Source organism: Bacillus sp. EB01, assembly GCF_000613125.1.
Taxonomy (GTDB): Bacteria; Bacillota; Bacilli; order Bacillales; family Cytobacillaceae; genus Bacillus_D.
Window position 1 is genome coordinate 4,062,494 of the sequence record NZ_HG964497.1, and the last position, 25,638, is coordinate 4,088,131.

Annotated in this window: 22 protein-coding genes; 2 read left to right on the top strand and 20 right to left on the bottom strand. The window is 45.0% G+C overall.

Annotation, left to right across the window (positions count from 1 at the left end; genetic code table 11):
• Positions 1 to 19 precede the first annotated feature (19 nt).
• From sdaAB to TY16_RS18955, 3 genes are all read right to left on the bottom strand, one after another.
• Positions 20 to 682 (bottom strand): L-serine ammonia-lyase, iron-sulfur-dependent subunit beta, encoded by a 663-nt coding sequence (gene sdaAB, locus TY16_RS18945; protein WP_043933368.1) that lies wholly within the window; start codon positions 680 to 682, stop codon positions 20 to 22.
• Between the two features lie 251 nt (positions 683 to 933).
• Positions 934 to 2,604, bottom strand: a complete 1,671-nt coding sequence (locus TY16_RS18950) for a DAK2 domain-containing protein (RefSeq protein WP_442853231.1) — start codon at positions 2,602 to 2,604, stop codon at positions 934 to 936.
• Between the two features lie 22 nt (positions 2,605 to 2,626).
• Positions 2,627 to 2,989: an Asp23/Gls24 family envelope stress response protein gene (locus tag TY16_RS18955; RefSeq protein ID WP_043933370.1), complete on the bottom strand. Its 363-nt coding sequence runs from the start codon at positions 2,987 to 2,989 to the stop codon at positions 2,627 to 2,629.
• 450 nt (positions 2,990 to 3,439) lie between these two features.
• Here TY16_RS18955 and rpmB point away from each other — a divergent pair, with 450 nt between their 5' ends.
• On the top strand, positions 3,440 to 3,628 hold the full coding sequence (gene rpmB, locus TY16_RS18965; protein ID WP_043933372.1) for a 50S ribosomal protein L28: 189 nt from the start codon (positions 3,440 to 3,442) through the stop codon (positions 3,626 to 3,628).
• A 533-nt stretch (positions 3,629 to 4,161) separates the two neighbouring features.
• Here rpmB and spoVM read toward each other — a convergent pair.
• The 17 genes from spoVM to TY16_RS19050 form a co-directional block, all read right to left on the bottom strand.
• Positions 4,162 to 4,245, bottom strand: a complete 84-nt coding sequence (gene spoVM / locus TY16_RS18970; RefSeq protein WP_043933373.1) for a stage V sporulation protein SpoVM — start codon at positions 4,243 to 4,245, stop codon at positions 4,162 to 4,164.
• A 102-nt stretch (positions 4,246 to 4,347) separates the two neighbouring features.
• Entirely contained in the window at positions 4,348 to 4,992 is a 645-nt protein-coding gene (locus tag TY16_RS18975) for a thiamine diphosphokinase (protein ID WP_043933374.1), read from the bottom strand.
• Positions 4,993 to 5,076: 84 nt separating this feature from the next.
• Positions 5,077 to 5,724: a ribulose-phosphate 3-epimerase gene (gene rpe / locus TY16_RS18980; protein WP_043933375.1), complete on the bottom strand. Its 648-nt coding sequence runs from the start codon at positions 5,722 to 5,724 to the stop codon at positions 5,077 to 5,079.
• A gap of 2 nt (positions 5,725 to 5,726) precedes the next feature.
• Positions 5,727 to 6,608, bottom strand: a complete 882-nt coding sequence (gene rsgA, locus TY16_RS18985) for a ribosome small subunit-dependent GTPase A (protein WP_043933376.1) — start codon at positions 6,606 to 6,608, stop codon at positions 5,727 to 5,729.
• Positions 6,609 to 6,682: 74 nt separating this feature from the next.
• The gene (pknB, locus tag TY16_RS18990) at positions 6,683 to 8,662 is read right to left on the bottom strand and encodes a Stk1 family PASTA domain-containing Ser/Thr kinase (protein WP_043933377.1); all 1,980 of its coding nucleotides are present in this window, start codon (positions 8,660 to 8,662) and stop codon (positions 6,683 to 6,685) included.
• Positions 8,663 to 9,415, bottom strand: a complete 753-nt coding sequence (locus TY16_RS18995; RefSeq protein ID WP_043934841.1) for a Stp1/IreP family PP2C-type Ser/Thr phosphatase — start codon at positions 9,413 to 9,415, stop codon at positions 8,663 to 8,665.
• Between the two features lie 227 nt (positions 9,416 to 9,642).
• Entirely contained in the window at positions 9,643 to 10,737 is a 1,095-nt protein-coding gene (rlmN, locus tag TY16_RS19000) for a 23S rRNA (adenine(2503)-C(2))-methyltransferase RlmN (RefSeq protein ID WP_231505648.1), read from the bottom strand.
• Between the two features lie 4 nt (positions 10,738 to 10,741).
• On the bottom strand, positions 10,742 to 12,091 hold the full coding sequence (gene rsmB / locus TY16_RS19005; protein ID WP_043933378.1) for a 16S rRNA (cytosine(967)-C(5))-methyltransferase RsmB: 1,350 nt from the start codon (positions 12,089 to 12,091) through the stop codon (positions 10,742 to 10,744).
• Positions 12,092 to 12,182: 91 nt separating this feature from the next.
• Positions 12,183 to 13,127 carry a methionyl-tRNA formyltransferase gene (gene fmt / locus TY16_RS19010; RefSeq protein WP_043933379.1) on the bottom strand — a complete coding sequence of 315 codons (945 nt, stop codon included), beginning with the start codon at positions 13,125 to 13,127 and terminating at the stop codon, positions 12,183 to 12,185.
• Complete coding sequence (gene def / locus TY16_RS19015; RefSeq protein ID WP_442853255.1) at positions 13,120 to 13,593, bottom strand: peptide deformylase; 474 nt, start codon at positions 13,591 to 13,593, stop codon at positions 13,120 to 13,122. Before def ends, fmt begins: the two co-directional genes overlap by 8 nt.
• A gap of 602 nt (positions 13,594 to 14,195) precedes the next feature.
• Positions 14,196 to 16,610 (bottom strand): primosomal protein N', encoded by a 2,415-nt coding sequence (gene priA / locus TY16_RS19020; protein ID WP_043933381.1) that lies wholly within the window; start codon positions 16,608 to 16,610, stop codon positions 14,196 to 14,198.
• Positions 16,611 to 17,816 carry a bifunctional phosphopantothenoylcysteine decarboxylase/phosphopantothenate--cysteine ligase CoaBC gene (coaBC, locus tag TY16_RS19025; RefSeq protein WP_043933382.1) on the bottom strand — a complete coding sequence of 402 codons (1,206 nt, stop codon included), beginning with the start codon at positions 17,814 to 17,816 and terminating at the stop codon, positions 16,611 to 16,613.
• Positions 17,817 to 18,108: 292 nt separating this feature from the next.
• The gene (gene rpoZ / locus TY16_RS19030; protein WP_043933383.1) at positions 18,109 to 18,327 is read right to left on the bottom strand and encodes a DNA-directed RNA polymerase subunit omega; all 219 of its coding nucleotides are present in this window, start codon (positions 18,325 to 18,327) and stop codon (positions 18,109 to 18,111) included.
• Positions 18,328 to 18,942, bottom strand: coding sequence for a guanylate kinase (gene gmk / locus TY16_RS19035; RefSeq protein WP_043933384.1), 615 nt, complete (start codon positions 18,940 to 18,942; stop codon positions 18,328 to 18,330).
• Positions 18,943 to 18,954: 12 nt separating this feature from the next.
• Complete coding sequence (gene remA / locus TY16_RS19040; protein WP_043933385.1) at positions 18,955 to 19,218, bottom strand: extracellular matrix/biofilm regulator RemA; 264 nt, start codon at positions 19,216 to 19,218, stop codon at positions 18,955 to 18,957.
• A 60-nt stretch (positions 19,219 to 19,278) separates the two neighbouring features.
• On the bottom strand, positions 19,279 to 20,154 hold the full coding sequence (locus tag TY16_RS19045) for a YicC/YloC family endoribonuclease (RefSeq protein WP_043933386.1): 876 nt from the start codon (positions 20,152 to 20,154) through the stop codon (positions 19,279 to 19,281).
• 489 nt (positions 20,155 to 20,643) lie between these two features.
• Complete coding sequence (locus TY16_RS19050; protein WP_043933387.1) at positions 20,644 to 23,325, bottom strand: calcium-translocating P-type ATPase, SERCA-type; 2,682 nt, start codon at positions 23,323 to 23,325, stop codon at positions 20,644 to 20,646.
• A 188-nt stretch (positions 23,326 to 23,513) separates the two neighbouring features.
• On the opposite strand from TY16_RS19050, the gene TY16_RS19055 reads away from it, so the two are divergent.
• Positions 23,514 to 25,226 carry an Rqc2 family fibronectin-binding protein gene (locus tag TY16_RS19055; protein WP_043933388.1) on the top strand — a complete coding sequence of 571 codons (1,713 nt, stop codon included), beginning with the start codon at positions 23,514 to 23,516 and terminating at the stop codon, positions 25,224 to 25,226.
• Positions 25,227 to 25,638: the final 412 nt, after the last annotated feature.

Below are 25,638 nucleotides of genomic sequence, written 5' to 3' on the forward strand. Positions count from 1 at the left end.
GTGCTACCCCCTCATTTTATTAATCTACAATCTTGGTGACTTTTAGGATATTGGGAAGCTTTTCTATCTGATCAAGCAATTCCTGCCCGATATTTTGATCCACTTCAATCGTCATCAGTGCCATTTTCCCTACTTCCTTGCGCGATACTTCCATGTGGCCAATATTAATCTGATTTTTTGCCAGTACATTGGAGACATCAGCAATTGCCCCGAATCGGTCATTATGGACAACCAGGATAGCCGGGTGATGGCCGGATAGCTTCAATTCAAACCCATTCAGCTCTATGATTTCAATCTTGCCTCCGCCTATCGAAATGCCAACAAGCTCAAGCTCTCCTTTTTCATCACCTATAATAACCCGGGCTGTATTTGGATGATCTGTAATTGCGTCTTCCTCAATGAAAGTTATTTTTATTCCCTTCCCCTTCGCAATATCGATTGCTTCAATGATGCGAGGGTCGTCCGTATCAAAATCCAGCAGCCCGCCGATTAATGCAACATCAGTTCCATGGCCGCGGTAAGTTTTTGCAAAAGAACCATAAAGTGAGATATTGACCCATTTCGGCTCCCTTCCGAACAGGCTCCTGGCTACTCTGCCGATTCTTGCCGCACCGGCGGTATGAGAGCTTGAAGGACCAATCATAACTGGACCGATAATATCAAATACACTTTTATACTTCATTACGTTTCCCCTTGATCATACCAGGAATACCCGGTTTTTTTGGACCTCATCACTATAGGCCTTATCTTCTATTCTAACGAACTTGCAGACATTTTGACAAACTATATACTGGATGAAATTCTGGAATACAAACTTTAAGATGTTAAAAATGCATTACTAGCAAAAAGGCTTTTTTAAAGCATATTTCTTCAACAACGCCTAAAAATAGCAAGGCACCCTTCCATGTTGGAAGGATGCCTGAATTGCGAGGTTTATTCAATGGCAAAAATAAAGCTGTAAAGCGGCTGCTGGCCGTTATGGATTTCGATTTCAACATTCGGGAAGTTTTCCTCAACAAACGTCGAGATAGATTCAGCCTCTTCCTCGGAAACATCTTCTCCTTGAAGGATGGTCAGAATCTCGGAATCCTCATCAAGCATCTTTGCAAGCAATTCCCTTGCACACGTACCCTTTTCCTTACTCTTAACAATGATTTTGCCTTCGTTGATGCCCATGTAATCGTCTTTCTCAATTTCAAGGCCATCAATAGATGTGTCACGGACTGCAAACGTAATTTGCCCTGTCTTCACATGGCTCATCGCTTCTGCCATTGCCGTCTGGTTCGCTTCAAGGCCTGTACCCGGGTTAAAGGCCAATAGCGCTGATAATCCTTGAGGAACCGTTTTTGACTCGATAACCACAGCCTCTGCACCGGAAACTTCCGCTGCCTGCTTGGCAGCCATAATAATATTTTTATTATTTGGCAGGATGAAAACTTTATCAGCATTCACTTCTTCAATCGCTTTCACGATATCCTCTGTGCTTGGGTTCATCGTCTGTCCGCCTTCAATGACGGAATGGGCGCCAATACTACGGAACAGCTCGGCAATTCCAGCTCCCATCGAAACAGTGATAATCCCATATTCGCGCCTTTCTGCTTTTGCACTTGATGCCACAAGAGGTGTATGGGTTTCACCTACAATAGTAGAATGCTGGAGGCGCATATTTTCAATTTTAATATTGATCAAGTTCCCGTATTTTTGGGCATAGCTCAGGCAGGTACCAGGCTGCTCTGAGTGAATGTGGACCTTTACCACGTCATCATCCGCTATGACAAGAAGGGAATCACCATACTGGCTAAGATCCTGTCTGAATGACTCTTCCTTGAACGGCTTTTTCGCAAGCTTTTCCGACTCGAATCGGACCATAAATTCCGTACAATACCCAAATTCGATATCCTCTGTATTCATATGGGATTGTACACTCTTATGATGCTCCGCACTTACCAGGTCGTTCATGGATGGTAAGGCTTCAGGAGTATCAGGCAGCTGCTCTCCCTTAAGTTCAGCAAGGAAACCTTCATAAACAAAGACCAGACCCTGGCCGCCGGAATCGACAACACCGACTTCTTTCAACACAGGAAGAAGGTCAGGTGTGCGCTTCAATGATGCCTTGGATTCCGCAAGGACCGCCTCCATAATCTCAATAATATTATCTGTAGATTTGGAAACCTGGACTCCCTTTCGCGCGGCATCCTTCGCTACTGTAAGAATTGTTCCTTCAACCGGCTTCATGACAGCTTTATATGCAGTATCGACACCAGCTTCAAGCGCAGCTGCAAAATCTTTGCCTCCAATGCTCGCTTTTGCTTCAATCGACTTTGCAAAGCCGCGGAAAAGCTGGGAAAGGATTACCCCCGAGTTGCCGCGGGCCCCCATCAGAAGGCCCTTTGATAAAGCGGTTCCTACCTTTCCGATATGCTCCTGGACGTTCGCTTTAACTTCCTTTGCACCTGAAGTCATGGACAGATTCATATTTGTTCCGGTATCTCCATCGGGTACAGGGAAAACATTAAGCGAATCAACATACTTCGCATTCGCTGAAAGGTGATTGGCCCCCTGGATGACCATCTCTGCAAAATGTATACCATTTAATTGCTTCATTAACAAAAATACTCCCTTCTCACTACGGGTTCGTTACCCGAACTCCCTGAACATAAATATTGACCGAGTCGACTTTTAGACCGACCATTTTTTCGAGGGTATATTTCACTTTAGATTGCACGTTGTGGGCAACCTCGGAAATTTTCGTCCCGTAGCTGACAATGATGTACATGTCGATATGTACCTGGTCATCTTCCTGGCGCACAATCACACCGCGGGTAAAGTTTTCCCTGCGAAGAATATCAGTGAGCCCGTCCTTGATTTGATTTTTTGAAGCCATCCCTATAATTCCGTAACAGTCTATAGCAGCACCGCCTGATATGGTCGCGATCACTTCATTTGAAATATCGATTTGCCCGTACTTCGTTTTCATTTCGATGGACATGAACGTTCCCCCTTTTGATTAAAGTAAATATTGGACCTTCTCTAAGAGAATTTCCCAGCTTCAGTGTCTAAGCCACTTGAGGTCCCAAGCCGTTCCAAACGGAGAGCAGGTCATTCCTGCGTGACCCTATCTTTGCTGGCCAAGGCAGTTCAAGGTGCTTATGCTTTTTCTTCAGCTTGTTTGCTAAGGTCATTTTACTATAGTCGCATCATTTTTAAAAGTTATACTGCCATGCTTATTATACAGCAATACACACTGTTCGATGTCAAGGTTTTTTTCTTGAAACCTGCAGCCAAAGCTATTGCAATCATTTTCGTTGTGTGATAAATTATTAAAGTATCTTTTAGCAACGGGGAATGGAGTATATCCCCAATTCCGGGAGAAGAACCGGATTTTCTTGATAAAACGTAAGATGTGTGATAGCTTTCGGATGTTAAGGAGGGAAAAAATATGCCACGCAAATGTGTTATTACTGGTAAAAAAACAACAACCGGCAACAATCGTTCTCATGCTATGAACGCTAACAAGCGTACTTGGGGTGCTAACCTGCAAAAAGTTCGCATTCTTGTTGATGGAAAGCCAAAGCGTGTTTGGGTTTCTGCTCGCGCGCTTAAATCCGGCAAAGTAGAACGCGTTTAATACGATTAGCCAGAAAAGGCATCCCTTGGGATGCCTTTTCTTTTTGTAAAAAGAGAGAATCGTAGATATTTTTAAATGCTACAAGAAAAGCGCAAGCGCCTTGCCCAGCGCCGTATGACCTGGAGTCTCTCCAACTGAGATAAAGGAAACACGAAGAGCGTAGCGCATTCGTGCTTGACTTATCGTAGGGCGGAGAGCGAAGGGCACTAGGCGCTAGGCGCTGGAGCTAGACAGTTCTCAAAGAAAAGATATACTTTTTGATAATAAAATAAAAACACCCTTTCACAAGGGTGCCCATTTTTAGTAGTTAACGAAATTATCGTTTTGGCGACAACGGATAACTTCTAACCAAGTCATTCTACGTCTAGCTCCACAAGGAAAGCATCCCCGAAATTGCATCGCACGAAATTACGCGATGGCTTAATGAGAAGCGCCTGTGCGTACGCAAATTTCAGGCCTCCTCCTTACCTTTATCTCAGTCGAAGTCCATCCAGGTTTGTACGGCGATGACCGAGGCGCTTCCTGTTTTGTTTTCATTCACTCTTTTTAAACATACCCAGCAGTCCCCGTACAATTCCACCTAAAAATCTTGGCAGTTTGATTGTATAGAATTTCATATCGCCCCTCCTCACCTATTCACGCCGCTCTCACTCAAGCTGCAGTCATAATTAAGGTATTCCAAAAAGTATGAATGAGTACATTTATTGGCGAAGCACGTTTTAGTCATTGCTTCTTATGACTATTAATATGCCTTCGGAAAATGAAAAAGTACAGCTATCATTAAGAAGTTCGTTACTAATACAAAGAGTGGATCCTTTTTCAACTGTCTGATTCTGAAGAGGATACTTGAACCCTTTTAAAGTTAGGCCTTTTACTATCTGGGAACTTGGCAAAAATGAAATATATTTCTTTTCTAAATCTTTTTTAATTGTATAGGTACCCGGCATTTTTATGGATACTGTATTTCTTGTATCTTGTATAACAATTGGCACCTCCGGAACCAGTACCGCAAACTTTTCAACAAGCTGGACATTGGCAAGGAAATGATCAATTCTTCCTCCACTTGCGCCGAACAGCCGAATACAGTCTGGTTTTTGTTCAAGAGCCCATATTAATGCCAATTCCATATCTGTTTCATCTTTTTCGGGCTGAAACTTTGCCAAATTTGGACTTGCTGCTTTAACCTTATCAAGCTCTTCAATTGAAACTGAATCAAAGTCCCCGAAGGCTGCAAATGGACGAATCCCCCTTTGTAAAAGTTCAATAGTTCCGCGATCGACACCTATCCATTGTTCTTCTGCTAAACTTTCAGTTGGGGGAACAAGGCTTGGAGGCCCTCCCGCCATAATATTGATAATTTTCATCACGTTGTTACCTCCCGTAAAAACAAAACTTTCTAAAGAAAATGAGAAAAGCCAGCTGTTTAAGCTGGCGAATCGGGTTGTAAATTATTGACCTCTGATTGCAGCAATTGCTGCAGCCCGGTCCTCATTGTTATATACAGCAGAACCTGCCACGAGGACAGTCGCTCCAGCTTCCACACATAGCCTTGCAGTTTCGGCATTAACACCGCCGTCGATTTCAATTTCCACATCTTTGCCAAACGATTCTGCCATTTTTTTGACCTCTCGTATTTTGGGCAGGACACCCTGGATGAATTTTTGTCCGCCAAAGCCTGGGTTAACAGACATAAGCAGGACCATATCAACATCCTCAATAACATGCTTAATCGAATCCACTGGTGTAGCAGGATTCAAAACAACCCCAGCTTTAACCCCGAAGCTCTTGATCAAGTGAATGGTCCTGTGCAAGTGTCTGGAAGCCTCAACATGTACAGTAATATAATCCGCACCCGCTTTAGCAAATGCCTCAATATACTGATCCGGATTTTCAATCATTAAATGGACATCAAGCGGGATCTCTGTCACAGGACGGACAGCTTCCACAATTAACGGACCTATTGTGATGTTTGGGACAAAGTGTCCATCCATTACATCAATATGGATATAATCTGCCCCGCCACGTTCTACATCCTTAATTTCCTCTCCTAGCCGGGAAAAATCCGCAGACAAAATTGATGGTGCAATTTTAACCATATTTAGTACCTCGGCTTTCTATCTTTTATTTCTTGCAAAAAGTTCACATAATTTTCATATCGGTAACGAGGTATAACACCATCCTCCACCGCTGCTTTCACAGCACATTTAGGTTCCTTCATATGAAGGCAGCCCCTGAATTTGCATTTCTCACTTGCCTTCTGTATTTCAGGGAAGCAGGCAGTCAGCTGTTCCGCTTCAATCTCCATGAACTCAAGCGAACTAAAGCCCGGCGTATCTGCAACAAGGCCGTTGCCAATTTCAATCAGCTCGACATGCCTGGTAGTATGCTTGCCTCTTCCAAGGTGCGAGGAGATATGGTCCGTCTTCAACTCCAGGTCTGGACGGAGCACATTTAAAAGTGAGGATTTCCCCACCCCTGACTGGCCGGCGAAAACAGAAATTTTCCCTTCAAGATGGGGAGACAGCAGTTCAATTCCTGATTCTGTCTCCGAGGAAACTAGCAGAACATCATAACCTGCAGCCCGGTAATCCTGTGCAAACTCTTCAAGTTTTTCCATTTCCTTCTCACTTGCGAGATCGGTCTTTGTAATACAAATAATTGGTTCGATATGGTTGTATTCCACAAGAACCAGAAACCGGTCAAGCAAGGCAGGGCTGAAGGCGGGCTCAACAGCTGAAAAGACAAGAATAGCTCTGTCAACATTCGCAATTGGCGGTCTGACGAGTTCATTTTTGCGTTCCTTCACTTCAAGGATATACCCTTCTTGTTCATTGTCTGCCTGGAAAACAACTTCGTCCCCAACAAGCGGTGTAATTTTATTCTTGCGGAATACCCCCCGGCCCCTGCATTGTGTCACAGTGCCTTCATGGACTACATAATAAAATCCACTCAATGCCTTTATTATTTTCCCTTCTGGCATAGCCACACTCCTTGCTTCTTCATTTTTTAAATGCTTACTCTCTTTGACTCCCCCGGTTTTGGAAATGCCAATTGTTATTCAACTTCGTCGTAAGAAATTGTGTCTTCCTGCACAACCATATTATCGACAATCACTTGATACCCGGCTTTCTTGTCGTGAGGAACCTCAAGATCAATGTTAAATGTCCTTGTTTCAGTTAAGATTCCGGTGGCATAAGGCTCTGTCATGCTATGGGTAAAATCATCAAGGTAAATCGTATATTCCTGCGGCTGCCCCGGAACAGTTGGATTGTACTCTATCGTAATTTCAAGCTTATGCTTTTTCGGAGGGATTTCTTCCTTCCCTTTTGAAAGGACGACCGTCACTGTTTCTCCCTTGACCAATTCTTCACCTGCTTTAGGCGTCTGATCAATGACGAGTCCGGCTTCAACTTCCTCACTAAATTCTTCACTGCCAATGGTAACCTTTAGGCCTGTCAAATCGGCATAATCATTGAGGCTTTTTTCATTGTACCCACTAAGATCGCGCAGGGTGATTTTTTCTGGTCCCTGGCTAACAGTGAACTCTAGATCGGTTTCGTCAGGTACAACCTTACTGCCTTTCTGAACATTCTGCTTTAAAATCGTTCCCGGACTGCTTTCATCAAAAACAGGAACTTTCTTAATATCTTTGAAACCTTCCTTTTCTAGCATGGAGACAGTATCTTCGAAATCTCGTCCCTCGTAATCGGAAAGTTCAAATGTTTTTTTGCCAGAGCTAACGTACAGGTCGATAGTGGTCCCTTCTTTTATGGTGTCGCCTGCGGGAGGATCGGTTTTAACAACGGAATCCTCTGGCATCTCCTCGTCGGCTATATACTTCGTTTCACCAATAACAAACCCGAGACCTAATAATTCGGTAATTGCATCATCCATCTCACTGCCTGATACATCCGGAACTTGAACATCCTTTGTGGCAAAAAGTCCCGGAAAAACAGTTACAGACATAATCCCTAAAAGGGCAAGTATTACAAATGTAGAGACGAGGATGATCGGCCATTTTTTCTTCTTTTTCTTTTCCTTCGGCTCTTTATCCTTTTTAATACCCGAGGCAGCATCGCCAGCATTCACTTTATCCTGCGTATGGACGATGGTTTCATCAAAATTTTTCATCGGTTTATCGGCTGTTATGACCGGTATCGCTTTTGTTGCGTCATTGTCAGCCGGGATGACGAACCTGGGTTCATTAACCCGTTCAGGGTAGAGCGATGTCCGAAGGTCTTCCTCCATCTCCTCGACACTGTCGTAACGCAGGAATGGGTCCTTTGCAGTCGCCTTCAATACAATATTTTCAACACTTTGAGGTATTTGCGGATTCCAGCGCCTCACAGATGGCGTTTCCGTCTGCAAATGTTTCAAGGCAATTGAAACTGCGGATTCCCCAAAGAACGGAAGCCTTCCAGTAAGGAGTTCAAACATCACAATTCCAAGTGAATAAATATCGGATTTTCGATTCGCCATCCCCCCACGTGCCTGTTCGGGTGATAAATAATGAACCGAGCCAAGAACTGAATTGGTCTGGGTAATACTTGTTGCGCTTAAGGCCATCGCGATTCCAAAATCGGTTATTTTGACGTTCCCGTCCTTATCGACAAGTATGTTTTGTGGCTTGATATCCCGGTGTATGATATGGTTCTGATGGGCATGAGCAATCGCCGAGGTCAACTGCTTCATAATATCAACTGCAGATTCAACCCGCAGCGGAGAATAGTGCTGTATGTATTGTTTTAATGTCTGTCCATCGACAAACTCCATGACGATATAATAAAGATCATCTTCCTCACCGACATCATAGATACTGACTATGTTGGGATGAGCAAGGCTGGTGGCCGATTGGGCCTCACGGTGGAACCTCCTGATGAATTCCTCATCATTGGCAAAATCGAGTCTTAGCATTTTGACAGCAACATTGCGGTCAAGAATCATGTCATGGGCGAGGTAAACATTGGCCATGCCACCGCCGCCGATGGCATCAAGGATTTTATAGCGTCCGCTAATCCGTTTTCCAATCATCATCTAGTTATCACCCTCGCTGACTTCGGTAAACTCGACTATAACCAGTGTTATATTGTCCTCCCCGCCATACTCATTGGCAAGGGAAATAAGCTTGGACGCTTTTTCGCCAAGACTGGCTTCGCTTTTAAGGGTTTCCCCCATTTCCTGTTCACTGACCTTGTTTGACAGGCCGTCTGAACAAAGCAGGAGTACATCCCCTTCCTCGAACATAATTGTCGTGATATCCATCTCAACATTCTCTTCGGTTCCAAGGGCACGAAGCAACACATTTTTTCGAGGATGATTTTCAGCATCCTCCTTGGAGATATGGCCTGAACGGAGCAATTCATTAACAAGTGAATGATCCTCTGTAATTTTCCTGAATCCTATTTCATTCAGTATATAACAGCGGCTGTCCCCGATATTGGCAATTGTTGCAAAACCGTCCAGGGTAATCGCTGCTACAATAGTGGTCCCCATTCCTTCACATTCTTCATTCTTACGGGCATGAGCAATTAAGGAGCTATTAACGTCCTTGATTCTCTCCTCAAGCCATTTCTCAGCCTGTTCCGCTGTTCTGATTCCCGAAGCTTGCTCCCAAGCTTCCTTCATGCCATCGAGTGCCATGCTGCTAGCAACATCTCCGGCACGGTGCCCGCCCATTCCATCCGCTACGATGGCTAGGCGGAATCCGTCCCGATTGACAAAAATGCCACCGGTGTCTTCATTGTGGCTGCGAATTTTCCCCTGGTCTGTCATATAGACCGATTTCATCCAAATCGGGCAAGGTTGCCCATCAAAAAGCATAGCCTTTCGTTGGGAAGAATTGCCCTTCTCTCCTTTCGGTTAACCATGAACTTGTTCTTTTAAGCAGCTTAAGCAGCCTGTAACTTGCTATCAATGGATTTCGAGTTCCATCAAATTAGCCTCACCCGCCAATTAGCAAGCAATATGTGTAATAAACTACGCTTTCAAACAACTGGAACCGGAGGACTTTGGACTTATTTTTTTAGCTCCTCCTCACGCGCCTTCGCGCGCAGCTGTCCGCATGCAGCATCGATATCATGCCCTTGTTCGCGTCTGATGGTGACATTGATGCCCCTGTTCTTAAGCGCTTTTTCAAAAGCAAAAATCTGGTCTTTCGGAGTCCTAACGTAATCTCGTTCAGGAACATAATTGACTGGTATTAAATTGACATGGCATTTCAATCCCTTTAGGAGGGCTGCTAATTCCTCCGCATGCTCAACCTGGTCGTTTACTCCTCCGAACAGCCCGTACTCGAAGCTGATTCTTCTTCCAGTCTTATCAATATAATACCTTACAGCCTTCATTAAATCATCAAGTTTATAAGCACGATTTATTGGCATGAGGCGTGACCTGAGCTCCGAGTTTGGTGCATGCAGGGAGATGGCAAAGTTGATTTGCATGTTTTCATCGGCAAACTGATAGATTTTTGGAATGATCCCGCTAGTCGATACGGTAATATGGCGGGCTCCTATGTTCAGTGCCTTGTCATGATTGATAATCTTAAGGAATGACAGCATGTTATCATAGTTGTCAAACGGTTCTCCGATACCCATGATGACGACCGAGGAAACCCGTTCATCAGTCTCATCAAGTGCTTGCTGTACCTTGACAACCTGAGCAACGATTTCTCCTGCTTCCAAGTGACGTTTTAGACCTCCAAGAGTTGATGCGCAGAATGTACAGCCAATCCGGCAGCCGACTTGGGTCGTTACGCAAACAGAATTTCCGTATTCATGGCGCATAAGGACTGTCTCAATTGAATAACCATCATGAAGCTCAAACAGAAATTTGATTGTGCCATCAGCTGATGTTTGCTGAATAGCAGTTGTGAGCGTTGTTAACTTGAAGTTTTCATCAAGTTTATCCCTCAATTCTTTGGATAGGTTACTCATGTCCTCAAAGGAGGCTGCCCGCTTTTTGTAAAGCCAATCAAAAATCTGCTCAGCCCGGAAAGGTTTTTCTCCCTGCTCCTTTAGCCATTCCTTTAACTCATGAAGTTCCAGGGAATAAATTGACTTTTTTTGCTTTTCTTCAGTTGTGTCATTCTTTGCTGTCTGTATATTTACCAACCTGTTACACCTTCTTTCGTAAACTTGCAATATAAAATCCGTCCGACCCAAAGTCCTGAGGGAGTACTTGTAATTCAAAGCCATCAATTAACGGACGTACAGGCTCAGGCATCCTATCTGCCAGGCCCATATCCTTTTCAAACTCCGGGTGTCTTCCCAGAAAAGCTTCAACACTAGCCTGATTTTCTTCTCTGTCGACTGTACACGTACTATAAACGAGGATACCGCCTTTTTTTAATAGCGGAGCAACCGAATCAAGCAAGTCCTGCTGGATTTTAGCAAGGCCTGTTAAATCGCCCTCTTTTTTTACATATTTCATATCCGGCTTTCTCCTCATTACTCCCAGGCCTGAACAGGGAGCATCAAGAAGGATCCGGTTAAATGTGCGGGGCTCAAAACGTTCCCCGGCCTTCCGGCTATCAAGCGCATGTGCCTCAATGTTTTGAAGCCCAAGCCTTGAAGCGTTGTCTTCAATCAGCCTGACCTTATGCTCATGCAAGTCCAGGGAAACAATCGCCCCAGTACCGCCAAGCTTTTCAGCAATATGTGTTGTTTTACCGCCTGGAGCGGCGCATGCGTCAAGAATGTATTCATTTTCCATTGCACCAAGTGCATAAGCGGCAAGCATTGAACTTTCATCCTGGATAGTCAGGAAACCTTCCTTAAACGCTTTCGAGGAAGCCAGATTGCCCTTAAGCGCACGGATTGCCTCGGGTATAATCGGACTAATTTCCACAGCATACCCTTCTTCTTCCAAAAGCGCAATACAATCTTGGCGGGTTATTTTTGGAAGATTTACCCTCGCTGTCTGGAGTGGGGCTGTCAAGTTTACTTCACACATTTCCCGAGTCTTATCATAACCAAACTGCGCAATCCATCTTTCTACTAGCCAAAGTGGGTGGCTAGTTTCGATTGACAGCCTCTCCGCGGGATTCTCAATTGCCTCAAGAGGCCTGACGCCTTCACGCTGAATACTTCTTAACACACCGTTAACCATTCCAGAAATCCCTTTATGCCCCCGCTTTTTGGCTATTTCAACAGCCTCATTGATTGCAGCGTGATCAGGGATTCGGTCAAGATAAATCATCTGATATAGTGTCAGCTTTAAAAGCAGGATTACCCAGCGTTCAATTTTCTTGCCTGTTTTCAGGAACGGGGCAAGATAATAGTCGAGTGTCATACTGCGCTGAAGTGTCCCATAGGCAAGCTCTGTCAAAAGGCCGATGTCCCGCTGAGGAACAGCATTCTTTTCAATAGCACTATTCAGCAGCAAGTTGCTATACGCCTGGTTTTTTTCTACTGATTCCAAAAGACTTAAAGCAGCCTCGCGGACATTTCTGCTTTGTTGCGCCATCAATTCGGGCTCAAGTCTAGCCCTTCTCTCCTTTCAATCCTAAAGAAACTGCCCTATCTATTTCTCTTTATCAATAATGGAAAAGAAATGACTAGTCTCCAAATTTACTGCCTGTCTGCAGCTGTGATCCTGCTCCGCGGAGGAATTCGACCGCTTCCATAGTCCTTTTCCCTGAAGGCTGAAGGGCAGTGATTTTCACATTAGAACCACTTCCTGCGGAAACAATTATTCCATCAGAGTTGATGGCAACTATTTCACCTGGCTCCCCTTTTTTTTCGGTAGGTATCTTTTCAGCTGCCCAAATTTTAACGGTTTGCCCTTCAAGTGTCGAGTATGCAACTGGCCAAGGATTCATTCCACGAATTTGATTATAGATATCTTCCCCAGACTTTGACCAATCAATTTTTTCCTGTTCACGTTTAATATTAAAAGCAAAAGTTGCTAAAGAGTCATCCTGTTTAATCCCGGTCAATTCCCCATTTAAGAGCTTTGGGATTGTTTCCGACAGGAGTTTCGCGCCTGCAGTACTCAGCTTGTCATGGAGAGTCCCCACATTGTCGGTCTCTGTAATCTGGACTTCAACCTGTGTGAGGATATCACCGGCATCAAGTTTTTCAGCCATGTACATAATGGTGATTCCAGTCTTTTCTTTGCCTTCGATAATCGCATAATGAATTGGCGCGCCGCCCCTTAGTTCCGGCAGCAGTGAAGCATGGACATTGATACAGCCATATTTGGGTGCATCAAGAAGCTCCTTGGGCAAAATTTGCCCAAACGCTGCGGTCACAACTAAATCAGGCTCCAGTGCGAGTACTTTATCCAGCTCCTCTTTCATCCTGATTTTTTCTGGCTGCAGAACAGGGATGTTATGCTTTAGCGCCTCGGCCTTAACTGGAGGCGGTGTGAGCACTCTTTTCCTGCCAACTGGCCTGTCTGGCTGGGTTACAACTCCGACAACTTCATAGCCGTCTTTAAGTAATTGTCTTAATACTGGCACTGAAAAATCGGGAGTGCCCATAAACACGATCCTAGTCATTGGCTTCTGCCCCCTCCAGTTCTTCTTCCTTCAAATAACGACTAACTTTCGACGTAAACAAAATTCCGTCCAGGTGATCAATCTCATGCTGTATTGCCCTAGCCAGGAATCCTTCCGCTTCGAGGACAAAGCTTCTTCCCTTTCTATCCTGGGCCTCGATTTTCACGAAGTTGGGCCTGGTTACTTCACCATATAAGTCCGGAAAGCTTAGGCATCCTTCCGCTCCGGTTTGTTCCCCTGAAGTCTCAAGAATTCGCGGATTGATCATTTCAATTGTCCCGTTTTCATCATCTATATCGACAATAGCAACGCGAATAGGCTTGCCTATTTGCGGGGCGGCCAGACCGACGCCATCGTATTCAATCATGGTCTCATACATATCATCAAGCAATTTACCTAATTTCTTATCAAATCGTTCTACTTTACTGCACGGCTGCTCTAGAATCTCGGCAGGGTGCAAAACCATTCTTCGTATTGCCAACTATACTTCCTCCAGTTTGTAAATTACAGAATTACTATATTACACATACTAATTTTTTGATCTCTTTGATCTCCACTCCACTAAGGGAAGCTCCTAGGAATAATCATCGCAGGGACAGGCGTTCTTTGCCTGTCACGAGGCGCTTCGCTTTCCGTGGGCGGGCGGGGAGCCTGTCTAGCTGCGGCTCCTAGCTCCTCGAGGTCGCTTCGGTCCCTCAGCTGAAGTCAAAGAGCGACTTCTGCTTCAGCCCCTCCAGCGCTTGTCGGAGCTGATCAGTCGCCTCGCTTTTCTGTCTCCTCGGCGCTATAAGCGCCTGTGGGGTCTCCCACTGTCCCTTTATTCCCACAGGACGTTGAATAATCCTCCCCGAAAAAGCACCGCAGGAGAAAATGCGTTTTTTGCATTTTCAAACGAGTCTTCGCGCCTTCCGTTACAATCAAAAAAGATTCATTAATTCATCCTATATATCGTTGAGAACCATCCAACTTACTTCTTATTTTTGCCAAAAAGCTTCAGTATCTTTCATGTTTAAAAAAGGGAAAATGATTTGGTTCCATTTTCCCTAAAAATATCAGTGTAATAGTATATTACATTAATAAATACGGATTTATATCAACCGAAACCTGGAGGCCTGAAGAGCCTTCTTCCTTTTGATACTGGTCGAGGACCATTTTTAAAGTTTCGTTAAGGGATGGTTCGCGCTTGTATTTCACCAGGCATTGGTATCGGTAACGGTCATTAATCCGTGGAATTGGGGACGCAACCGGTCCAAGAACTACTGCATCCTCCGATACTCTTGCTTTAATATAGGAAGTGATTTGCTCTGTCACGGATACTGCCTTCATTAGCTGATCATGGCTGACTGTCACAAGTGCCAAATAAAAAAACGGAGGATATTTGTGTACCTTCCTGGCCATCATTTCCCGTTGATAGAACAGATCGTAATTCTGTGTTCCCGACAGTTCAATGCTGTAATGATCTGGTGTATACGTTTGAATGACGACCTCACCCGGTAATTCATGCCTGCCCGCCCTTCCGCTTACTTGTGTCATAAGCTGGAATGTCTTTTCCGACGACCTGAAGTCAGGCAAGTGAAGCATTGTATCTGCCGACAGTACACCCACTAGTGTAATATTCGGAAAATCGAGACCCTTGGCAATCATTTGCGTCCCAAGAAGAATATCGGCATGGCCTTCGGAAAATTCCTTCAGCAGCCTCTCGTGAGAACCTTTCCTTGTCGTTGTATCCATGTCCATCCTGACGACTCTGGCATGAGGCAGTAGTTTGCCGAGTTCCTCCTCAACCTTTTGTGTGCCTGTCCCAAAATAGCGGATATGTTCGCTGTTGCACTCCGGGCAAATCAGTGGAACATGAGTCTCATAGCCGCAGTAATGGCATTTCATTTGCTGATTCATCCTGTGGTAGGTCAATGAAATGTCGCAATGTGGGCAGCCCATGACGTAACCGCAGTCCCGGCACATGACAAAGGATGAATGTCCCCTCTTATTCAAGAACAAGACGATTTGTTGTTTTTTTTCAAGCCTGTCTTCAATTTTTTCAAAAAGCAATCTTGAAAACATTGACCTGTTCCCCGACCTCATTTCTTCCCTCATATCGACGATTTGAACATCGGGCATTGGCTGGGCATTCATCCGGGAAGGCAGACTAAGAAGTGTATAAACTCCTTTTTGCGCACGGGCAAACGATTCAAGTGAGGGTGTCGCACTTCCAAGAATAATCGGACAGGAATGTTTCTTGCCTCTTTCAATGGCTACATCCCTGGCATGGTAACGCGGCATCTCTTCCTGCTTGTAGCTGGTTTCATGTTCCTCATCAATAATCATAATGCCAAGGTTTTCAAACGGAGCAAAAATGGCAGACCTCGCCCCCACAGCGACCTTCACTTCCCGGTGCTGTATTTTCCTCCACTCGTCGTATTTTTCGCCAGCTGAGAGACCGCTGTGCAAAACAGCCACCTCGTCTCCAAAACGGCCTTTGAATCTTTCGACCATTTGAGGTGTTAAGGAAATTTCAGGAACGAGAACAATTGCTTCTTTGCCTTTATTGATTACTTCCTGAATGGACTGCAGGTATATTTCTGTTTTTCCGCTGCCGGTGACACCATAAAGAAGGAAAACCTCATGCCTTTCCTCTTCGATGGAAGCAAGAACTGGTGAAATTGCTGCCTGTTGGTCGTCTGTAAGGCTATGTGGCTTGGTTTTTTCAAAATTTCTGTTTTCATAAGGGTCTCTGTAGACTTCGAGATCTTTTTCCTCCAGGAGTCCCTTGTCTACCAGTGCCTTTACCGCAGATGGCGAAAAGCCAAGTTCAGATGTGATTTTTCTAAGCTCAATGGGATCGGGATTTTCAATAAAAAAATTCAGCAATTCCAACTGTTTGATAGCCCTGCCTGGTATTTTGCCTGCTTCTTCTTTTAAGATTTCAGGAGTATGGAGCGGAAACACATATCTGAGATGTTTCTTTCTCATTCGTTCCCGCACTTCATAAATGACTTCAACAAATCCATCCGAAGAAAGCTTTTGCAAAGTCGGGACTAGCCCTCCCTTGACAGCATCTTCCCAGCCTATTTCACCGTCGCCTTCAAAATGATGGCGTAAATTCACGGGAAGCTCCTCGACTGTTCTGTCCTGTGCCAATATTACCTTTTTGTCGTATTTCGCTTTTAGCGCTGCAGGCAGCATTGCCTGGAACGCGGAAATCTTAAAGCTCAGCGTTTTTTCCGTCAACCAATTCCCCAAGCTTAACAGTTCCTCATTCAATACAGGCATCAAATCCATTGGTTCATGGATTTCCCTAAGCCTGTCTAATTCGGAGCGGTCTTTCAAGCCCACGACAAACCCTTGAACCCTCCTGGGCCCAAAAGGGACTACCACCCTCATCCCTGGGACAATTGTATTAACCCACTTATCGGGAATTAAATAATCAAAAGGCTTGTCTGTTTGTTTTGCTGGGACATCCACTATTACACTTGCAATATTCATTTACCGGCCTCCCCCTGCGAGAGTTGAAGCTTCTGCAATGATCCGTTTGGCTACCTCCTGCTTCGTCATCAGCGGAAGGCTCTCGCTCGTTCCATCCTGTTTAAATAGAGTGACGATGTTTGTGTCCCCGTGAAAGCCGGCACCTTTGGTCTTTACATTATTGGCTACAATCATGTCGGCATTTTTTGATGAAAGCTTCTTCTTCGCGTATTCCTCAAGATTCTCGGTTTCCGCAGCAAAACCAATCAGTACTTGGTGAGTCTTTCTTTTTCCGAGCTCCATGAGAATATCCTTCGTCCGTTCCAGTTCGATAGACTCATCTCCCTGTTGCTTCTTCACCTTTTGCTGGTGGGTAATCTTCGGCCGATAATCAGCAACTGCAGCAGACTTGATTACAAAATCCGTTTCATCAAAGTAGCGAAGGACGGCTTCATACATGTCCTGGGCGCTTTCGATGTGGATCACTTCCGCCCCTTTGGGAGGCGTCAGGGCAACCGGTCCTGTAACAAGGATAACGCGCGCACCTTCCCTGACAGCTTCTTCAGCAATCGCATATCCCATTTTGCCGCTTGAATCATTTGTAATGAACCGGACTGGATCAATTCGCTCACGCGTAGGCCCTGCGGTTACTAAAACTGTTTTCCCTTTTAATAAACCATGCTCTCCGCTAAAAAAACGTTGTGCAAGTTCAACGATTTTCTCCGGTTCCTCAAGCCTTCCCTTCCCTACATAGCCGCAGGCAAGGTACCCTTCACCAGGCTCGATGAACCTATATCCAAAACTATATAAAATTTCAATATTCCGCTTTACAGCAGGATGCTCGTACATATGTACATTCATTGCAGGAGCTATCCATACGGGAGCTGTAGTAGCCAGCAGCGTGGTCGTGACCATGTTATCCGCAATCCCGGCAGCCAATTTGCCAATTGTATTGGCTGTTGCCGGTGCGCAAATGACCAAATCAGGCCAATCTGCCAGATCGATATGTGCAATCACTGCCGAATCTTTTTCATCAAAGGTATCTGTATAAACATCATTCCGGGATAATGCCTGGAATGTAAGCGGCGCAACAAACTGCATTGCAGACTCGCTCATGATCACTTTTACATGAGCACCTGCCTGGACCAGCTTTGAGGTTAGAGCAGCTGCTTTGTATACCGCAATTCCACCTGTCACACATAATAATACTTTCTTACCGTTTAACATTTGGTACTCCTCCGTCTCGTTTCAACCACTATCCCCATTATGAAGGAATGCTTTCAATTTTTCATCTATTGGGCATTAATAAGCCAAGCTCCGGTTTAAGGACCAAACATACTTATATTTTAATGGTTTATTTCAATTTTCGAAGAAGAACTAGCTGGAGAAACAGTGTGATCAAAAGTACTAAATTTTTCTTAGGAAAGCTGTCAAATGATCGATAAGCCGTCCCCCAAAAACGAACAAGCGCCCGGTCCAGGGCGCTTGTTGATGGTTCAATGTAGGTATGGCGTAATGTTTATTCCGCTGAATTGTCAGCCCTATTTACCACACGGTAGGAAAGTTCCCCTACGTAAATCTCTTCAAGTGCTTTGCCGACAAATTTGTGGGAAACATATTTATCAAGACGCAAGTCATCATTTTGCTGAAGAAAACGTGCGCGTTTTGCTGCAACAGACACGAGTGAGTATTTTGAATCAATTTTATTTAACAAGGAATCAATAGATGGATATAACAATTATTCCGCCTCCAATAATTTAATGTACCGCTCTTCAACACGTTCACGCCGGCAGTGTTCTGCTGTAACTATTGCCTTAATCCGATCTGTAGCCAGCTCGACTCTATCATTTTCTACTACATAATCGTACAGGTGCATCATCTCGATTTCTTCCCTAGCCGTCAGCATCCTGTTATTAATCAGATCCTCGGATTCGGTTCCGCGAGTAACAATCCGATTCTTCAATTCAGAAAGACTTGGCGGCATCAAGAAAATGAACAAGCCTTCCGGAAACTTCTCCCGGACTTGCTTCGCACCTTTTACTTCAATTTCAAGAAAAACATCCTTGCCGGAATCCAGGGTTTCCCTGACGTAATCAACAGGTGTCCCGTAATAATTCCCGACATATTCAGCGTATTCAAGGAGTTTGCCCTGTGCAATCAGCTCTTCAAACTCTTCCCTCGATTTGAAAAAGTAATCCACACCATGGACTTCGCCTTCACGCGGCCTCCTTGTGGTCATTGAAATCGAATATTCAAATGAGGTGTCAGGCTGAGAAAAAATTTCCTTTCTCACAGTGCCTTTTCCTACTCCTGACGGCCCCGATAGTACAATCAGTAATCCTTTTTCCTGCATTGTGCGTACAACCTACCCTTCATCCAATATATCATCTCGGCCCGAAAGCCTGCCAGCAACTGTTTCCGGCTGGACCGCAGAAAGTATGACGTGGTCTGAGTCCATGACAATGACAGCCCTTGTCCGTCTCCCGTATGTGGCATCAATCAGGGAACCACGGTCGCGGGCATCCTGGATGATCCTTTTAATCGGTGCAGACTCGGGGCTGACAATCGAAATAATTCTATTGGCAGAAACAATATTCCCGAATCCGATATTAATCAATTTGATTTGCATGCCGATTCTCCAGTCATCAATAATATAGTTTCGCCCTCGAACAACTGTCCTAAACCCAGACTACTCGATATTCTGGACTTGTTCTTTTAATTTTTCAATCAGGCTTTTCAACTCGACGATCCGTTTGGCAATAGCGGAATCATTCGCTTTGGAGCCAATTGTGTTTGCTTCACGGTTCATCTCCTGGACAAGGAAGTCCAGCTTCCTGCCAATAGCCTCTCCGCTATCAAGAATATGAAAAAACTGGCTGATGTGGCTATTAAGCCTGGCCAGCTCTTCATGAATATCCGATTTGTCCGCGAAAAGCGCAACCTCCGCAAGCAGTCTCGATTCATCTATTTCACTGCCCAAAAGCTCTTCCATACGTGCGGCAAGCCTGTCCCTATACTGTTCTGCAACTTGAGGGGCATATTGTTCCAATTCCTTTACCAGCCTGTCACACCGGTTTAGATTCCCTGATAGATCAGCTTTTAGTGCAGCCCCTTCAGCCAAACGCATTTGTTTTAACAATGTACCCGCCTCATCCGCTGCTGAGAGGATCAAGGTACCAAGTTCATCATCTCGTGATTCACGTTCTTCTATATGTATGATTTCTTCGCGGCCAAGAATGGCCTTAAAGGCATCAGCAGGATCAAATCCGTACCTTTTTCCTGCTTCCGAAGCAAACTGAAAATATTGGTCAAGCAGCGCCCAATCAACTTGAAGCGCCTTTTCTTCACTGCCTGTACCTTCAACTGTGACCAAAATTTCTACTCGGCCCCGCTGAATGTGGCGGCCAACAGTTTTTTTCAGGCTGTCCTCCAATTTCAATAAATGGCGCGGCATACGGATGCTGTATTCACAAAAACGGTGGTTTACAGTTTTAATTTCCACATTTACAGCGAAATTCCCGGATTCTCTCAGGCTGCTCCCATACCCGGTCATACTTACAACCATAATTGCACCAACCTCTCAACTGCCAATTTCGTTAACAAAAGAAAAGCGCAAGCGCCTTCGTGACAGGCAAAATGCGCCTGTCTCTGCGATGTTAATTCGCTGGAGCTTTCCTTTGTGTCCCTGCGATGATTATTCTTAGTAGCTTTCCTTTGTGCCCAGCGCCGTATGAACTCCTCGAAAAAGCTGTCACTTTTTCTTCGTGCGATGCTGACGCTGCCGAAGCCTTCCTTGTGGAGGGCCTCGAAGGAGATAAAGGAAACACGATGAGCGTAAGCGAATCGATGTTGACTTATCGTAACGAGGGGGACCGAAGTACACTAGGCGCTAGGCGCTCCTCCAGTGAGCTATCGCGTAATTTCGTGCGAAGCCTATGCTGCCGAAGCCTTCCCTGTGGAGCTAGACAGTTCTCAAAGAAAAGATATACGTTCTTATATCACAAAAGAAAAGGCAATAGAGCCTTCTCTACTACCTTTTGGATTATATCATACTCTATTTTGTTTTTCTTGCCAAAAATGTCCCCGCCAGCAAAAAAGTTGGGATTGCTGATAAGCCAAGTATTAATAGCCAATCACGCGCTTCAATCGGCAGCGTGTGGAATATAGGCTGGAAAGGTGGATAATAGATGACTACTAACATAAGAATCGCTGATGAGATGACAGCCCAGACAAGGTACATATTTCCGAAAGGATTTCGTGACAAAACCGATATTTCACTGCGGCAGTCGAACACATGGATCAACTGTGCCATTACAAGAGTGGCGAACGCAACGGTCTGTGCATATGCGAGCCGGTCAGGATTGTTTTTATAAACAACTATAAAGGCAATTAGAGTAATGAGTCCGATTAGGAACCCTCTTGAAACAACCTTCCAGCCGAGCCCCCTGGCAAAAACGCCTTCCTTAGGGCTTCTCGGTTTGCGCTTCATGACATTTTCCTCGGGCTGGTCAAGGCCAAGCGCCATTGCAGGCAGACCGTCCGTCACGAGATTCACCCATAGAATTTGGATTGGGACAAGCGGCAAAGGCAGTGCCATAATCATCGCAAACAGCATAACAAGTATTTCGCCAACATTCGATGCAAGGAGATAACGAATGAACTTACGGATATTTTCATAAATGTTACGGCCTTCCTTGATGGCTGCTTTAATCGTCGCAAAATTATCATCAAGCAGGACGAGCGCGGACGCTTCCTTCGCTACATCGGTTCCAGATATCCCCATCGCTACTCCAATATCGGCTGCTTTGATTGCAGGTGCATCATTGACTCCATCCCCAGTCATCGCAACAATGTGTCCCCTGTTCTGGAGGGCTTTAACTATTTTCAATTTATGCTCCGGTGAAACCCTGGCAAAAACAGAAACATCCTCCACTACTTCTTCCAACTCATCTACATTAAGGCCAGAAAGGGTATTCCCATCCATCACCTTGCTATTTCTTTCGAGGATTCCGAGTTGTGCTGCGATAGCCTTTGCTGTAATGACGTGGTCACCGGTAATCATTACTGTCTTTATTCCTGCTTCGCGGCATTCACGGACAGCATCTTTTACCTCCGGCCTTGGAGGATCGATCATTCCCTGAATTCCTATGAAAATTAAATCCTTTTCCGCTTCCTGTTCACTGAGGATTACCCTGCCAGGTGTAATAGGTTTATAGGCAACCGCGATTGTCCTCAATGCCTGGGATGCTAAGGTTTCAACTGCCCCAAGCACGTCCGTCTTTGCCTTTCCTGCCATCGACTGGACACGGCCGTCGACTAGAATACCGCTGGATACTCCGACAAGTACGTCTGGCGCACCTTTTGTGACAATGAAGGACCTGCCCTGTTTATCCTTTACTGCAATACTCATCATCTTCCTGTTTGAATCAAAGGGGAATTCATTCAGAATTTGAAATTCTTCAAGCAATTTCTTTCTATCATATCCGGCCTTCATTGCACTGACAAGGAGCGCTCCTTCTGTCGGGTCGCCATCAAGAACGATTTCTTTTTCCCTGTAAACAAGATCCGAATGATTGCAGAGCATTCCGAACATAAGCATTTGCTGAAGCGGCTTTTCACGCTTAATATCAATAGGCTGACGGGTTTCAGCAAAGAATCGTCCCTCAGGTTGATAGCCTGTGCCATCCACCGTCCATGTTCTGCCCCCGCTCCAAAGATGGGTCACCGTCATTTTGTTTTGTGTCATTGTCCCTGTCTTATCGGAGCAAATAACAGACGCACAGCCAAGTGTTTCGACTGCAGGCAGCTTTCTAACTATCGCATTTGAGCGGATCATCTTTTGTACACCAAGCGACAGGGCGACCGTAACAATCGCAGGGAGACCTTCAGGAATCGCCGCAACTGCCAAGGAAACACCCGCTAGGAACATTTCATATAATTCGTGCCCCTGCAAGACACCGATGCCAACGACAAGGACAGTTAGCAATAAAGCGACTGTTATGAGAATCTTTCCAAGCTGTTCCAGCCTTCTTTGCAATGGGGTTTCCGCAGCCTCTGCATTTTGCAAAAGGTCTGCAATTTGCCCCATCGCTGTTTTCATGCCAGTCGCAATAACAGTTCCGACCCCGGTTCCTCTTGTAACCATAGTTCCCATAAAGGCAATGTTCTCCATATCCCCTAGGCCCGGGTTTGGAGTTGTTAAGACTCCATTATCCTTCGTCACCGGAACAGATTCACCGGTAAGCGCGGACTCTTCTATTTCAAGGCTTTTACAGTCAATGAGCCTTAAATCCGCTCCAATCCGGTCCCCGCTGGCAAATCGGACGATGTCGCCTGGAACAGCTTCTCGAGAAGGAATTTTTATCCATTTTCCCTCCCGGAGAACCTGAATTTGAGGAGCAGACAATTCTTTTAATGCCTGCAGCGATTTCTCGGCCTTCCTCTCTTGAAAAAAGCCGAGGAAGCCATTTATAATGACAATCGCAATAATCGCAATTGCATCGATGTATTCACCGAGCAGGCCGGATACCAGTGTTGCCGCCAAAAGGACAAGAACCATGAAATCCTTGAACTGACTCAGGAACAATATTATCGCAGATTGCTTTTCTCCTTCCTCAAGTTCATTAAAGCCATGTACCTCGACCCTCTTTTCCGCCTCTTGCATCGATAATCCAGACGAATAGTCAGTATTCAGTGCCTTTTCCACTTCACTTGCGTTCATTTCATGGAACTTCATCCGGCCATCTCACTTCCCCCTTTTCAATATCCGGAATGCCATTTCCAAAGGGCATTCTGCTCTCACGTAAGCTTATTCAGACTCGTCCAAAAAAATGCTAAAATAGATAAAAGCCAATAACCTGAGTTTTTTTAGTTTTTGCGCTATAATTTAGTTAATCTCTAGAAAAGAAAGAGCAGGTATAAATCATGTCATTTGACGGTTTATTTACAAAAGCCATGGGCGGTGAACTCGGCACGGCAATTACCGGAGGCCGAATCAATAAAATCCACCAGCCCTTCAAAAATGAAATCATTATGGTCATCCGTGCTAACGGTGCCAACCATCGGCTCCTCCTGTCAGCCCATCCAAGCTATGCAAGGGTGCAGCTGACTTCAGATACGTTTGATAACCCTTCCGAGCCTCCTATGTTTTGTATGCTGCTAAGGAAGCATATCGAGGGTCATATCCTTGAAAGTGTACATCAGGCTGGTAATGACCGGATTCTCGTTTTTGAAATTAAAGGACGAAACGAAATTGGTGATGTCAGCTACAAGCAGCTCATTGTCGAGATTATGGGTAAGCACAGCAATATCATTCTTGTCGATAAAGACCGAGGTATCATTCTCGATTCAATTAAGCACGTTTCGTATGCAGTTAATACACACCGAGCCGTCCTTCCCGGCCAAGCTTACGTTTCTCCCCCAGCGCAGCATAAGCAAGACCCTTTTACGGCAACCGAGGATGATGTACTAAAGGCAATTGATTTTAACAGCGGGAAACTTGATCGCCAGCTTGTCGATGCTTTTTCCGGCGTCTCCCCGGTTTTTGCAAAAGAAGCTGTTTTTGCAAGCGGCTTAGCAAATAGGAGTACTCTGCCAAAGACGTTCATTTCCATGATTGGCAGGCTGAAGGATGGGGCCATTGAACCTTCTATTACCTACACAGCCAATAAAGAAGCCTTCTACCTATTCCCGCTCCGCCATTTAAAGGGTGAACACAGGGTGTTTGGATCGCTGAGCGAGATGCTTGATCGCTTTTATTTCGGAAAAGCTGAGCGTGATCGTGTCAAGCAGCAGTCCGGCGGTCTCGAACGCTTCCTTGCCAACGAGAAAGAAAAGAATGAAAAGAAAATTGGCAAGCTGAAAGCTACGTTGAAGGATGCGGAACGTGCAGAGGAATTCCAGAAGTTTGGGGAGCTTTTAACAGCAAATATGCACCTTGCCAAAAAAGGCATGAAGGAAATTGACGTATTGGATTATTATGATGAGGACGGTTCAATGATTACGATTCCATTGGATCCGCTGAAAACCCCATCCGAAAATGCCCAGCGGTACTTTTCAAAATACCAAAAGGCAAAGAATTCAGTGCTTGTCGTTCTTGAGCAAATTAAGAAAGCTGAGGATGAAGTTATTTATTTTGATACTCTTATCCAGCAGCTTGACTCGGCATCACCGAAGGATATCGAGGAAATGCGGGAGGAGCTTGCCGAGGGCGGCTATATACGCCACCGGGCAAGAAAGAATGGGAAGAAACAACAAAACCTTAAGCCTGTCCTTGACAAGTATGTAGCGGCTGATGGAACCGAAATACTTGTAGGCAAAAACAACAAACAAAATGACTACTTAACAACGAAGCATGCTGCCCGGGACGAAATCTGGCTGCATACAAAGGATATCCCTGGCTCACATGTGGTCATCCGCAGCAAAGAACCGTCGGACGAAACCATCCAAGAGGCCGCAATGCTGTCAGCTTATTTTTCAAAGGCACGGAATTCAAGCTCCGTACCTGTCGATTACACACGAGTCCGCCATGTAAAAAAACCAAGCGGATCGAAGCCCGGGTTCGTTATATATGACAATCAAAGGACAGTATATGTCACACCAGATGAAGAGACCGTATTATCGTTGAAGCAAAAGTAAGAGGCTGTCCCAAAAGTAAACTTTTGGGACAGCCTCTTTTTTTGACTGAATAATACCAGTTGATTCCCCGCATAAAAATGCCGTAATTATAACATTGATCAAATGGTTCTTCCATTGGATATTGATATCCTCATGCCACAAAACATTTTGCACTGTTATAGATCGTGAAATGGTTCCTATATAGCTTATTGGGCACATTTCGCCTTGCTGCAAAGGGGAAAATGGTTCCAATATAGCTTATTGGCAACATTTTGCCTTACTTCAGAGCGTAAAATGGTTCCAATACAGCTCGTTGGACACATTTTGCTTATCTGCAAAGGAGGAAATGGTTCCAACAGTGTCGTCAATATCCACCTGCCGAGTTCTTCCCGATTCCCATCACTTAATAAAGCAAAGATACTTGCAGTTAACA